Origin of the sequence: Vibrio sp. CCB-PB317, from assembly GCF_022808245.1 — a bacterium.
Classification (GTDB): Bacteria; Pseudomonadota; Gammaproteobacteria; order Enterobacterales; family Vibrionaceae; genus Vibrio; species Vibrio diabolicus.
The window spans coordinates 956,719-970,801 of the sequence record NZ_JALGNU010000001.1 but is presented as its reverse complement, the minus strand read 5'-3'; the positions used below and the strand labels follow the sequence as shown (position 1 = coordinate 970,801).

Sequence of the window (14,083 nt, the reverse complement as noted above, 5' to 3'; positions counted from 1 at the left end):
ACTTTTCAGTCCGTTTCAAATAGAAATGAAAAAGCCCCAAAGAGCGAACTCTTTGGGGCTTTCAGCTTCAGTCTTCTATACTACGGTCGGATAGGAGCTTATTGCTGAACTTGGTATTCAAATTCTGGAACAACGATTTCTACGCGACGGTTTTGCTGACGACCTTCACGAGTGTCGTTTGAAGCGATTGGGTTGTTTTCACCTTCGCCACGCGCTTGAATACGTGATGAATCAATGCCTTTTTCAACAAGTGCGTTAGCTACAGATTCAGCGCGTTTCTCAGAAACTTTTAGGTTGTAAGCTGCTGGGCCAGAAGTATCTGTGTAACCTACAACTTCAACGTTCGCTTGTGGGTGCTCGTTTAGGAAAGCAACTAGGTTATCAAGTTTTGCAGCGCTCTCTGGTTTTAGAGTTGTGCTGTTTAGATCAAAGCTACCAGTGCCGATTGTTTGAGTTTCGAATGTTTTCGTTACAACTACTGGCTCTTCTACGACTTCTTCTACAACCACTTCTTCAACAACAACTGGCTCTTCTACGATTACTGGCTCATCGTTGCCACCGAATTTGAAAGAAACACCCAGTGTTGCTGTGTTACCTGTCGCACGAGTTACATCGTTGCTGATATCAGTCAGAGTTTGGTATTCCGCACGAGCAGTTACGTTTTGGCTTAGGTTGAACTCAAGGCCAGCTGCGCCTAGGTAAGAGTAATCATCTTTGCCATCAAACATTACGTAAGCGCCACCCACTTTACCGTAAAGTGCGATGTCTTCAGTGATTGGTAGGCTGAATTTAGGTGCAAGAGTGATTGCTTCTACATGGCCACCGAAAGAAGTTTGGTTAAAATCACCGATGTTGTCGAAACCTGCTTCTACTGCGAAGTATTTATTCATTTCGTAACCAACAAAAGCGCCAAGAGTAGAGTCGTCTTTGTCACAAGCCTGGCCCGCTACACACGCGTCTTCCATCCATGACTTACCCATCTTACCACCAACGTATACTTCTGCTTGTGCTGCTGAAGCCATAAGTAGAGACGCTGAAATTACCGCTGCTAATTTTTTCATTATTGATTCCTCTAAAGAAGTTCTTTTGTTAGATGCCGAAATGCGCCGTCTGACTGACGTTGTATTTCAATTCTTTTTATTCATTCCTTGAGTGAGATACTTAGTCAGCTTCTTTTTATGCACATGCATTTTTTTTATGGAAGCTACTTACGTACATTTCCTGTTCAGTGATACATATCGCCATCTCGGTATCACTGACGGGGTGAACTATAACGCTAAGAAATCGCGAGAAAAATCCCAATTCTGTCAATTTATTGTCATCAAAAATCTCAACAACATGTGATCTTAAGCAAAAAAATCCCCACACAATCACGACGCAAACGTTTGCTTTATTTTCTGGAACACTACAACTTAAGCAAAGTTTTTTCTTAAAAATGAGACAATAAAAATGGAACTTTAAGGAGAGTGGATAAAAATCAATCAGATATTTGATATATAATCGCTCGTTTTTTATTCATGCCAACGATATTTGGATTAAAAAATCTTATCCATACCTAGGTGAATTACGGTCCTAAATACCACATCCTTAACCGACATATGAGAAGGTTTCTCATTATCTAGGATTCAGATACAAAAAAGCCGCGGGTGTTTACCGCGGCTTTGTGACTATTTATTCAAAAGAACCTTTAGTTCAAAGCAATTATGCGTTTGCTTCACGCTCAGCAATGAACTCAAGCGCCATCTTAATACGAGCAACACAACGCTCTTTGCCAACCAGTTCCATTACTGCATCGACAGAAGGAGATTGACCGCCGCCTGTTACAGCAACACGTAATGGCATACCGATTTTGCCCATGCCAATTTCTAGCTCTTCACAGACTGCTGCGATAACGCCATCTTTGATGTTTGCTGTTGTCCACTCGGTCAGTGCTTCAGCTTTCGCTAGAGCAAGCTCTAGAGGCTCTTTAGCCACACCGCGTAAGTGTTTCTTCGCTGCGCCCGCTTCAAACTCAGAGAAATCTTCGTAGAAGTAACGGATTTGCTCAGCTAGCTCAACCAGCGTGTTGCAACGCTCACCAACTAGCTTGATCACGTCAGTGATAGCAGGACCATTCGTTACGTCTAGTTTTTGTTGATCTAGGTGCCATTGTAGGTGCTCTGCAACGTACGCAGGATCTGAGTTTTTGATGTAATGGTTGTTCAACCATTGCAGTTTGTCCGTGTTGAAGGCAGACGCTGACTTAGATACTGCATTTAGGCTGAATAGATTGATCATCTCTTCTTGAGAGAAGATTTCTTGGTCGCCATGAGACCAACCTAGACGCACTAAGTAGTTATTTAGTGCCGCAGGCAGGTAACCCATATCGCGATATTGCATGACCGATACAGCACCATGACGCTTAGACAGTTTCGCACCGTCATCACCCAAGATCATTGCACAGTGCGCAAACGTTGGTACTGGCGCACCTAGTGCTTCGTAGATGTTGATTTGACGAGGCGTATTGTTGATGTGGTCTTCACCACGAACAACGTGAGTGATACCCATGTCCCAGTCATCCACTACTACACAGAAGTTGTAAGTAGGTGAACCGTCAGTACGACGAATGATTAGGTCATCCATTTGATCGTTGCGGATTTCGATACGGCCACGGATTTGATCATCAAATACTACGCTGCCTTCTTTCGGGTTACGGAAACGGATAACACATGGATCGCCATCTTTTGCCGCTTCGTTTGCTGCTTTGATTTTTGGATGGTTAGCATCGTAGCGAGGCATTTCTTTATTTGCTTCTTGCTCTGCACGGATTTCATCTAGCAGCTCTTTAGACGCGTAACATTTGTAAGCTTTGTCTTCAGCAAGAAGCTTATCAACCATTTCGTTGTAACGATCAAAACGTTGAGTTTGGTAGTAAGGACCTTCATCCCACTCCAAGCCTAGCCATTCCATGCCTTCAAGAATTGCATCAACCGCTTCCTGAGAGTTACGCTCAAGGTCTGTATCTTCGATACGTAGAACGAATTCACCACCTTGGTTTTTAGCGTATAGCCAAGAGTAAAGTGCAGTACGCGCACCACCAACGTGTAGATAGCCAGTTGGGCTAGGAGCAAAACGAGTTTTAACCGTCATTTGAGTTCCTTAGGGGTAATGAGCAACGAGAGATCTCTCGTTGTAATGTCAAGGATAAAAGTGGCGACATTTTACCACCGTAAGTCAATTCTACAATCGGTTTGACACCAGAAATACAAACAGGGCAGCACCAATAAAGGTACTGCCCTCCTATTTACTGTTAAAGTGCAGAACGAAATTACTTCAGGTTACGCATCGCCCATTGCATAAATTCTTGCTGCTCTTCACGGCTTAACTCATTAAACGATGCTTTGATTGTTTTGGTTTCCGCCGGAGAAGACGCAATGCTTGCCTTGGTCGATTCTTTGTTCATTGCATTGTTATAGTCAGCCACTTCTCGCTCGTAATCACGAAAACCTTGCAAACCACCTTTACGAAGTTGAACCATAGAGAATGCCACTTCTTTTCCGTGTTTGTCTTTCAATACCACTTTTGGATCGAGTTCAAAAGCTTTCGCTTCTTCGATGGTACGGAACGCTTTGTAAGTCAGCGATAGTTCGGCGTCTTTTTCTGCTTCAAACTCTAATACCAGTGGCTGCGAATCGAACTTACGGCGCTTGCCATCTTCAAAGACAATTTGTCCAACCGTCACCGCCAACTGATTTTCCCCGTCCTTCAGCTCGATGCTGTTATTTTTGGAAATCCACTCAGGGTACACGAACTCACCGTTGAGAACGCGAGGAACCAGTTCAGCTTGCAGAGTCAGTTGAGCAGCAAAAGCAGGCGCAGAAAGCATTGCGCAAAGTCCGAGAAGTATCGTTGTTTTTTTCATCGTGGTTTCTCACTTTATACCAATTTAGATAAGCCTCTGAAACTTACAGGCCTGTCATTCCAAAGGCTTATTTGAATCAGTATCAAGACAAAAAGGGCGTTTCCGCCCTTTTAGCTGCTTCTTTATTAGAAGTAGTATTCAACACCCACAGAGAACTCATCGTAGTCCGCAGATTTCCAACGCGCTTCTGTTGGTTTATCCAGTTGATATGCACCGTCGCCAAAGTCTAGAGTACGAGCACGTACGTAAAGCACTGCCGATGGGTCTACGAAGTACATAACTTGTGCAGATAGTACATCGTCTGCTGTATCGTTAATGGTCTTACCGTCACGCTCTAGATCGAAGTTCGCTGCGTAAGCCAGTTTGTATTGCCAATCACCTGTGGTGTACATGATAGCGGCAGACATTGCGTCTTGCTTCTCACTCACGCCGTTGCTTGCGTCAGCTTCCATGTATTTGTATTGCGCGAAGAAAGAAATACCGTTATCAAACCAGCCTTGAGCACCCACCAAGTATGTGTTGTTTTCCCACGTTTGGCCTTCCATCTTAATGTTACGGTTACCCTCGTATGCGGCATCTAACTGAATTGGACCAATTTTGTAGTGCGCTGCGATACCACCCCAGTAGTCATCACCTTCACCCAGACCCGCTTTGTCACCTGCACCTGCCGCGATATCTAGAGAGAATTTGTCCGCATACATTGGCGAGTCCCAACGAATGGTGTTTGATTGACGGTCTTGATACTTAGCACCACCGATTGCACCACCCCAGTCGTAAACATCACCGAGACCCGGGTTAGATGCAGGCCAGTCAACCAATTCGTACATCGGTGTTAATACACGACCTAAACGAACTTGACCCCAAGATGCACTTTCAAAACCGACGAATGTGTCACGTTCACCAAGACCTGCACCCTCGCCGCCAAAGCTAGGGTCAACGTAACCACCTTCGATTTGCCAAATAAAAGTAGGACCGAAGTTAGCAAATTGTTTTTTACCACGGAAACCGATGCGAGATTCATTGTTTAGCTGCATGCCACCTAGATCATCGTCCGTTGCTTTGTTGCCAGAATCGTAATCGCGGTACGCGGCCTGCATCGCGATGATCCCGTAAACTTCATAAGAGAATGAATCTTTGGTTAGGAACTCTTTTGCTGCGTCACTGTTTGCACCATCAGCAAATGCAGCACCACTGAACATCATGCCTGTGATTGCCGTAGCAAGTAGGCTTTTCTTTAGGTAAGACATTTTTAACCCCTATATTTTTTAGTTTTTTCCATTTTCAAATTCGCTAACTAGGACATGGCAGGAACTTGAAACAATGTTTGGACGGGGCAAATATGACAAACTTCTTTCGCACTAAAAAACTTTCCCTACAGCAATCTGAGCGACTTCAAAATGAGAAGATCAAAAATAATATAATCAATTAAAAATCAAAAACTTAAATTTAAATATAAAAAATCAAAAACGTTAAAAGCACTTTTTGACACTGAACTGACATTGAGAGCATCTTAAAAGCGTGAGCGACTTCATTCATCTTTTAGGTGTTTTAACGGAACTTTATATTCAGAGAGAAAAAACCTTGAGATCACTCGCAAGTAAAATGGCAGTGAACTTGTGTGATTCAAGCGATTTTGACGAAATTGTTGAGAGCAAAAAATGGGTATTGACCTTACCCTTGCAGGAAGGTTTAAACTCAATATATCACTATTATTGAGGTGCAGATTATGTATCAGTTTGTTATACCTTTATCAGGGCTCAACTGCATGGGCTGTGCGAGAAAAGTTGAGAAGGCTTTACATGCGAATCACGATGTAGAGATCCTCACTTTGTCCCCAACGCAAGTCGAGGTCAAAACCGAGTCCTCGCTTAAAGAGCTTGTTTCATCAATTGAATCTCTTGGTTACCAAGCAGGAAATCAGTACGAGTTAAGCCTTTCAGGCTTAAGCTGTGGCGGCTGCGTGAAAAAACTCTCGTCTTTATTAGACTCTCATCAAGACGTTATTTCTTTCGAGGCTTCAACGACGCACTTAGAGATTCGTACCCTACTCTCCGAGCAACAAGTCATTGAGCTAGTTGCCAGCTTGGGCTATACGGCCAACAATAGCGCTGTTACTGATAACTCAGTTGCTGAAGAGCACAAGGCAATCACTCCCGATCAACGCCAAAGCCAGACACATCAAAGCGAAAAAGGCGACCAAGCAGCGCCTGACGAGCAACCAGCAGGCACGGCTCAACTACAGATGTTGATTCAAGGTATGACCTGTGCAAGCTGTGTCGCATCAGTAGAAAAAGCCCTTACTAATGTACAAGGGGTTGAAAAAGCTCAGGTAAACCTCGCAGAACAAAGCGCACTGGTGTTTGTGACTGAAGACTCAGATTCGTTACATCAATCTATTTTGCAATCTGTCAAACAAGCGGGTTACCAAGGCGAGGTTTTACAAGACGCCGCGACACAGCAAGAAAAGCAAGCGCAGCAACAACGTCAACAGCAAAAACGTTTTAAGTTGGATGCAATTGCTGGCCTTGTTGTGGGTGCCCCTTTGATGATTTGGGGTGTTGCTGGTGGCAACATGATGATTCGCAACACCAATGACCAATTGGTTTGGGGCGCGGTCGGTATTGTGTGTTTGCTGCTGCTTGCCACTGCCGGAAAGCAGTTCTTTAGTAACGCTTGGTTAGCGGCCACTCACAAGCGCGCCACGATGGATACCTTAGTTGCGCTCGGTACTGGCGCAGCGTGGTTCTATTCTATGCTTGTGGTGATTTTCCCAGATTGGTTCCCAATGGCATCTCGTCATGTTTACTTCGAAGCCAGCGCGATGATCATTGGTTTGATTTCACTTGGTCACTATATAGAAGCCAAAGCGAAAGCAAATACAACTCGCTCGCTTCAGGCTTTGGTGAACTTACAGCCTCAACAAGCGACCGTCATCACTGAGAAAGGTGATAAACAAATCGCGGTAGAAGAAATCACTCTAGGAATGAAGTTACGTATCAAGCCGGGAGAGAAAGTGCCCGTCGACGGTACGGTAATCAATGGTGAATCGTATATCGATGAGTCCATGCTAACTGGTGAACCCGTTCCTGTATTAAAAGCACAAGAGGCTCATGTATCCGCAGGGACATTGAATACCGACGGCTCTCTCACTATAGAGGCTACCGGAATCGGCGCTAATACGATGCTCGCACGTATTATTCGTATGGTGCGCAGCGCTCAGAGCAGTAAGCCTGCCATCGCGAAATTGGCAGACCAGATTTCATCGGTGTTTGTCCCTGTCGTTGTAGGCATAGCAATATTGGCAGCGCTTGTTTGGTTTGCCGTTGGCCCAGAGCCAAAAGCGAGCTATATGCTGGTGGTCACCACAACCGTACTTATCATCGCCTGCCCTTGTGCTCTAGGCTTAGCAACCCCACTTTCTGTCACGGTGGGAGTGGGTAAAGCCGCAGAACTCGGCATTTTGATCAAAGATGCTGATGCCCTGCAGCTAGCGAGTAAAATAGATACGGTTGTGTTCGATAAAACAGGCACGCTTACCCAAGGTAAACCGAGTGTGCAGCAAGTGTTTACTCAGACCACCAGCCAAGAAGAGCTGTTGGGGTTAGCGTACGCCGCCGAGCGTCAGTCAGAGCACCCACTAGCAAAAGCGGTATGCGATTTTGCTAATCAGCACGACACGCAAGAAGTGACCCTCGATAAATTTGAAAACGTTCGTGGACGCGGCATTTTGGCAACGTATCAAGGTAAACCGCTGCTTATTGGCTCGCTTCAATTTATGCAAGCGGAAAACGTTGCAACAGAGGCTCTTCAGGATGCAATTGACGAATGCGCTCAGAACGCATGGACTCCGGTTGCCGTTGCGCTCGATGGTGAGTTAGTCGGTCTGATCGCCATTGCTGACCCAATCAAATCAGATGCAAAACAAGCGCTCTCTGCATTAAAATCGCAAGGCATCAAAACGGTAATGCTAACGGGTGACAACCAACACGTAGCCAACGCTATCGGTCAAGAACTTGGTATTGATGAAGTAATCGCTCAAGTAATGCCAGATGAGAAAGCTCAGCACATTGAGCAACTTCAATCCCAAGGCCATGTCGTGGCAATGGTGGGGGATGGCATTAACGACGCCCCTGCTCTCGCGTTGGCCAACCTTGGTATTGCAATGGGTAGCGGCAGTAATGTCGCCATTGAAAGTTCGCAAATGACCATCCTGAACACGTCACCAATGGCGGTGGTACATGCGATTGAACTGTCGCGCGCTACACTTAAAAACATGAAGCAAAACCTATTTGGTGCCTTTGTTTATAACTCACTGGGGATCCCTGTTGCCGCAGGCGTACTTTATCCTGCATTTGGATTTTTGCTCAGCCCAGTTGTCGCAGGTGCGGCAATGGCGCTGTCATCTATTACTGTCGTTAGTAATGCAAATCGACTACGACTTTTTTCAGTAAAATAACCACTTATATTTGAGGCTATTATGAAGTTGAAATTATTGACCTTTGCAATGCTTGCGACCGCATCCGCCAACGTATTGGCAGCTGATGTCATTAACCACAAATCGCCATACTGCGGCTGCTGTGGTGAATGGACAAAACACATGGAAGAGAACGGATTTACGGTCGAAGAGAAATTGCACGATGACATGAACGCCATAAAACGCGATCTAGGCATCAAGAACGAACAGCTTTACTCTTGCCACACAGCAAAAATCAACGGCTATGTGTTCGAAGGTCACATTCCAGCCGAAGACATTAAAGCATTCTTAGAAAATCCACCACGTAACGCAAAAGGGCTCTCGGTACCGGGTATGCCAATGGGTTCCCCAGGTATGGAGTATGGCGATAAAAAAGACAGCTACACTGTTTACGCCTTTAACGAAAAAGGCCAAGTGTTCGAATATAGCCACCACGAAGGCAACGACAAATAACAAGAAAGCCCAGCAAATCAATTGCTGGGCTTTTTCTTAATGGACAAATATAAGATTAGAAGCCGTAAGAGGCACCAAATACAAACGCATTGTTAACTAGGCTATCACCACTTGCGTTTTCTGCACCGTGTGCTTGGCTACGGAACTCAAAGTAAGGCTGAACACCTTTACGTGTCCACGTTGCGCGAAGCTCGTGGTCCATGGTTTCCGCTTCAATCATGTAGACGTTGTTGTAGCTTAGCGTCACATCTTCATTCATCACGTAACCAATACGGTTATCCATGCGGTAATCTGTATCCGCATCTGCGTCTGTCGCATCAATATGCGCACGAGTACGGTTACTTAAGGAGATACCGTTATCGAAGTTGTAACCGATCTTAACCAATGGACGGTACTGTACGTTCTCGCCAGCAGAGAACAAATGTTGGTAACCCGCTGCAACCCATAAATGATCGGTAATGTTAAATGACTGCTCACCACCCACAGTGATTGCTGGTGTTGTGTTACCCGCGCCACCGTTTTCTGTTTCCAGTTTACCCAGCTGAATACCATCAAACTCGGTGTAAACCGTAAAGCCACCAAATTGGTTATCAAAAGTATGACCAGCTTCCAGTGTAGACGTAACGTCCGAACCATGGATTCGACCATCATCGTGGAATTGAACATTACCTGTTACGTAAGAAGAACCAGCAAAAGCGCTAGAAGCGAAAGCGAGAGAAAGAGCACTCAGTGCAAAAATGTTTTTCATAATTACTGCCTTTATTTATTCACGTTATGCGACGGTTTTAAAGGGCTTCTCTTCCCTTTTATCGCAAACTTTGGAATGTGCCTCCTTGGCGATCGCAATATTGTTCCAATTAATTCGCGATGGAAAATAAAACATTTTAAAAAGTGATCTTGTTCAAACCGACGCTCAACAATCCTGATAAAAGTATGGCAAATACAGGCACTTACCGTATTTTTCTATAATAATTCAAAAAATAGAAGTGTGATCATAAACAGGTAATTTATTGACATTTAGCAGATTAAGTCGATCCAGTTCACAATAACCCTGACCATTACAAGCTAAAACTTATTTATCAATGAAAAATAATCAGACATTGGTCACACTTAATTTCCCTTAAAAATAAAGAAACCCTCAACATGACATTGAGGGTTTGCTTAAATTTAGCTGAGAAGATTAAGGTTATTTCACGCTAGTTACGCGGCTTGCTCTTTCCCCTGTCGCCGATACAGAGCGGATAAACACTTCTCCTTTCACACTTGGACGAGCATTGTCTGCGTAAGTCAGCCAGTTTTGACCGTCTAACGAGTATTGCAGTTCAACGCCAGGGAACTGAACGTTCATAGCTAGCTTGCCGTTTTCTACTTTCGCACCAGGAATTGGAAGACGGTAGTCGATACCAGATTTTTCTAGCTTAGCCAGTTCACGTTGGCCAAGTACGTTCGCAAAGCGGTTGTAGTCTTGGTTTAGCGATGCTTTATCAACTAGGTTAGAGTTTTGCGAGTACTCAACACCGACTTTGTAGTCATTCTCCCAATCTGCACGGTGCCATGCACGCTCTGCGGCTGCTAGTACGCGAGGAAATACCATGTACTCGTATTGCTCGTCGTTACGTACTGTCTCAGACCAAAGCTGTGCTGATAGGCCGTAGAAAGGTTTCGCTTCGATTTCACCTTTACCAGTAAAGCCGTTGCCATCGCGGTCTACAGAGGTTTCTGCGTTCTGAGGCATGTTCTCTGGTGCAAAACCAAACATCTTACGAGTGTCTGTTGCACGTGTTGCCCAGTAGTAACCACGCTCTTTCGGATCAACTTCGTATGGCATGTCCATGTACACATAGTCAGGGTTAGAAACGATCACGTCGTAACCTTTCTCAGACCACTCGTACACTGATGATGTACCACCCCAGTAAAGAACGTCCCAGAAGTTAACACGCGTATTTTCTGTTGCGAATGCTTTCTCACCTTCGCTGTATTTCAAACCATCTTGCCATGCTTGGAAGTTTGGAATGCCTTTCTCAGCAACTAATTTTGATACTTCTTGTGCAAAATGACTCGGTAGGTGAGCAAAATCGCTCACTGTGCCGTCTGCGATTAACGCCTGACACTGTGGAGATTGCGCGAATGGCTTGTCTTGTTTCGACAGATCAATCGTGCCCTTCCAGCTAACTTTGTCTTGCGCGTTCACGTCTTGGAAACCAGCGCCAAGCTTGATGTTCTTCGCTTCATCGCCACCAAAGTGCCATGTCGTTAGCGGTGCCCCAGCTTCAGCGTGCATTGCTGCCACTTCTGAAATCACTTTATCTACAAAGCGAGTGGAAGATTCCATACACGGGTTGATAAAGCTTTGCTTATCGTAGAACTGAACCGTAGTGACATTAGAAGCATCTTGAGGATCCATCAGGCGGTATTTGTTCGCTTCAGCTTCCTTACCTTCTTCCATCAGGCGGTCGTAACGTGCTTCCATTGATACTACCGCTGCACGCGCGTGTGCTGGCATATCGATTTCGGGAATAACTTCAATGTTACGCGCTTTCGCGTATTTCAAGATTTCCACGTAGTCTGTTTTACTGAAGTAGCCAGAGCCAAAGTTGTCTGTCGTTGGACCGGAACCAAGCTGAGGCAGTACGCAGCTTTTCTCTTGTGTATCGAAACAACGATTAGCGCCAACCTCTGTCAACTCAGGTAGGCCTGGGATTTCTAAACGCCAGCCTTCATCATCGGTTAGGTGAAGGTGAAGTTTGTTCATCTTGTACGCTGCCATTTGGTCTAGCGTTGCAAGAATGGCGTCTTTAGAGTGGAAGTTACGAGCCACATCCACCATCACACCACGGTAATCAAAACGAGGTGCATCTTGAATAGACAGTTGTGGTAGAGAATCAGCATTTTGGCTATCTACCAGGCCAAAGATAGATTGTACTGCGTAGAAAGCACCTGCTTGGTCAAACGCTTTAATCGCAATACCATCGCCCTTGATGCTCATCTCGTAAGCACCAGATTTTGCCAGTTCACCGGTGAAGTCTGCAGGAACAACAGTGATGCTTACAGGAAGATCACCACGAACGTCCACACCTACCACTTCTGCACGATCTTGAATTGCTGCGAATTGAGTCGCATCGAATGCGTCTTTAGGCAGCGCAATACCCGCCGCGATATCTACTGTACCTTTGCCTGCTTCAACAGACATTGGCGTTGGTAGTAACGTGGTTGATACATCTTGTTTTGCTAGGTCTTCGTTCTTCTCGAAGCGAGACACAGCGTTTGCAAATACGTTGTTGTCATCTGGCGTACGTTTTAGGTTGTTACCCTCAAGGCCAGTCACGAAAGACGCAACGTCTTCTGTGTTAAGAGAAGCGATCATCTTAGGTTCTGTGTTTGGTGCAGCCACGAAAGCACCTGGCATAAAGTCGGTTTCAAATAACTGCCAGTATTCGCCAATTAGTGGAAGTACCACTTCTTCGCCCGCCGCAAAGCCATCAAACTTATCTGTTGGTTCCAGTTTGTGTAGGTCACCCGTTACACGAGAAATTTTGAACTGCTCATTATCTACATCCAAAATCAGACGAATGCTGTGGAAGTAGATAGCCCAATCTTTAGAGTTAACCGCTTCACCTTGGTTAACTAGCGTCATGTTCACCTTGTTACAAGAAGCCCACTCAGCCCCTAAATCCTGACAAGCAAGACCTTCGTTTGCACCGTGGTTAGTCAACACTTCATATTGGATATCAAGGTTATTAGCCAGTGAATTTACAGCTTGTTGCTCAGAGCTTTGCAGAGCAGAGCAACCTGCTAATGTGGTGATAACAGAAACAGCAATCAGACTAGGTTTAAACATCTTACTTCCCCAAAAAAGTCAGTGGTTCAAAACGACAATGATAAAAATCGCGGCTCCTCAAATGCGAGGGGCCTAACAGTTGCATTCAACATACAACCAGTTATTTCTAAGCGTAAAATAAATAGAAATAGGAAGTGATCTAGTTCAAAAAATGATACTCAGCAAAAACCATAAAAACTTAACTTTCATGGAGTTACAAGCTACGTCAAAATCGAATAACTTGTTTTGACGAGTTTGCTGCGATCTAGGTCACTCATATTCATGAGTTACGACTGATTTTGTAAGGTTTGGATCACGCCTAATTATTTTGTGAACCATTAGTAAGCGAATGACCTATTTATCTTTCGTGAAGTGACTCTCATTTATTCATCGTCAAAACTCGTCAATATTTTTAGAAATGACGATTTTGTCGAATATCCCCACTAGAGAAATTGCACTTAACCTCAAGCATTTTTGCGTATAAAGTTTAAAGGTATCTTACCTGAGGACCATTCTATGTTTCGTCTCTTGACACTCATATCATCCCTACTTGTTGCCTTTGCTCCCTTTTCCTCTTATGCAGAACCGCAACATTGGTTAGCAAAAAAAGGGGAAACCGAGCTGATGATCATTGGCTCTGTGCATGTGGGCGATAAAACGATGTACCCGCTCCCTAAAACTATTACTCAGCACTTAAGCCAAAGCGCTGGATTGATTATCGAAGCTGATGTCAGAAACTCTGAAGGCTTGGTTTACCCACAAACAACCATTCTTTCTAAAGATGTTTTAGACAAGGCTCAACGTCGCCACTTAGTCGAGATAGCACAAGATTTAGGGTTGCCAGAAACTCAACTTTTGAATTCTCCACCATGGACGGCTGCATTAACCATCCAACTCGCTTTAGTCAACAAACTGGGGTATGTCTCTGATAAAGGGGTCGACATGCACTTAATAGGACTCGCTGATAAAAAACAAATCCCGGTCATTCCACTGGAGTCCGTGCAATTCCAAATTGATTTAATAGCAGGTCAATCAGAAGGCGGTAAAGAGATGCTCCTCTCGTCAATTGAAGAATATGACGGTGGGGAAGAATTGGTTCAGTGTTTGATAGAAAGCTGGAAGAGCGGTGATGGTAGTATGTTGGTTGAGGCATCATTAACCGATCAAGCAACAGAAGATTTTAATCATGCTTTCTTATATGAGCGCAATCGAGATTGGGCAAAAAAACTTGATACTGGCAGTGTCCTACCTCAACGTTCGGGTCGCTATACCGTTGTTGTCGGCAGTTTGCATCTAGTTGGTAAAGATAATCTGATTGAGCTGCTTAAAAAAAGGGGCTTTGACATAAAACCACTCGGTAAAACCCGCCAAGCTAGGTGCCATATTTAGAAATTTATTTGAAGGCAGCCGGCCTCATCAATGATGAATAGCAAGGCAT

At 44.7% G+C, this 14,083-nt stretch carries 9 protein-coding genes; 3 read left to right on the top strand and 6 right to left on the bottom strand.

Annotated features, from left to right (window positions below):
- Nucleotides 1–98 precede the first annotated feature (98 nt).
- From MTR11_RS04555 to chiP, 4 genes are all read right to left on the bottom strand, one after another.
- Complete coding sequence (locus tag MTR11_RS04555; protein ID WP_006743033.1) at nt 99–1,061, bottom strand: OmpA family protein; 963 nt, start codon at nt 1,059–1,061, stop codon at nt 99–101.
- Between the two features lie 640 nt (nt 1,062–1,701).
- Entirely contained in the window at nt 1,702–3,129 is a 1,428-nt protein-coding gene (gene gltX / locus MTR11_RS04550) for a glutamate--tRNA ligase (protein ID WP_046874282.1), read from the bottom strand.
- A gap of 178 nt (nt 3,130–3,307) precedes the next feature.
- Nucleotides 3,308–3,901, bottom strand: a complete 594-nt coding sequence (locus MTR11_RS04545; protein ID WP_243327067.1) for a DUF2057 domain-containing protein — start codon at nt 3,899–3,901, stop codon at nt 3,308–3,310.
- Between the two features lie 125 nt (nt 3,902–4,026).
- Nucleotides 4,027–5,148: a chitoporin gene (gene chiP, locus MTR11_RS04540; protein WP_006743034.1), complete on the bottom strand. Its 1,122-nt coding sequence runs from the start codon at nt 5,146–5,148 to the stop codon at nt 4,027–4,029.
- A gap of 479 nt (nt 5,149–5,627) precedes the next feature.
- On the opposite strand from chiP, the gene MTR11_RS04535 reads away from it, so the two are divergent.
- Nucleotides 5,628–8,357, top strand: a complete 2,730-nt coding sequence (locus MTR11_RS04535; protein ID WP_243327066.1) for a heavy metal translocating P-type ATPase — start codon at nt 5,628–5,630, stop codon at nt 8,355–8,357.
- A 21-nt stretch (nt 8,358–8,378) separates the two neighbouring features.
- On the top strand, nt 8,379–8,828 hold the full coding sequence (locus MTR11_RS04530; RefSeq protein WP_243327065.1) for a DUF411 domain-containing protein: 450 nt from the start codon (nt 8,379–8,381) through the stop codon (nt 8,826–8,828).
- Nucleotides 8,829–8,883: 55 nt separating this feature from the next.
- Here the strand turns inward: MTR11_RS04530 and MTR11_RS04525 are convergent, their stop codons facing one another.
- Both MTR11_RS04525 and MTR11_RS04520 read right to left on the bottom strand, forming a co-directional pair.
- A complete protein-coding gene (locus MTR11_RS04525; protein WP_005382004.1) occupies nt 8,884–9,576 on the bottom strand; it encodes an oligogalacturonate-specific porin KdgM family protein in 693 nt (230 codons plus the stop codon).
- Between the two features lie 438 nt (nt 9,577–10,014).
- Complete coding sequence (locus tag MTR11_RS04520; protein WP_243327064.1) at nt 10,015–12,666, bottom strand: beta-N-acetylhexosaminidase; 2,652 nt, start codon at nt 12,664–12,666, stop codon at nt 10,015–10,017.
- Nucleotides 12,667–13,161: 495 nt separating this feature from the next.
- Here MTR11_RS04520 and MTR11_RS04515 point away from each other — a divergent pair, with 495 nt between their 5' ends.
- A complete protein-coding gene (locus MTR11_RS04515) occupies nt 13,162–14,034 on the top strand; it encodes a TraB/GumN family protein (RefSeq protein ID WP_243327063.1) in 873 nt (290 codons plus the stop codon).
- The last annotated feature ends 49 nt before the right edge of the window (nt 14,035–14,083 follow it).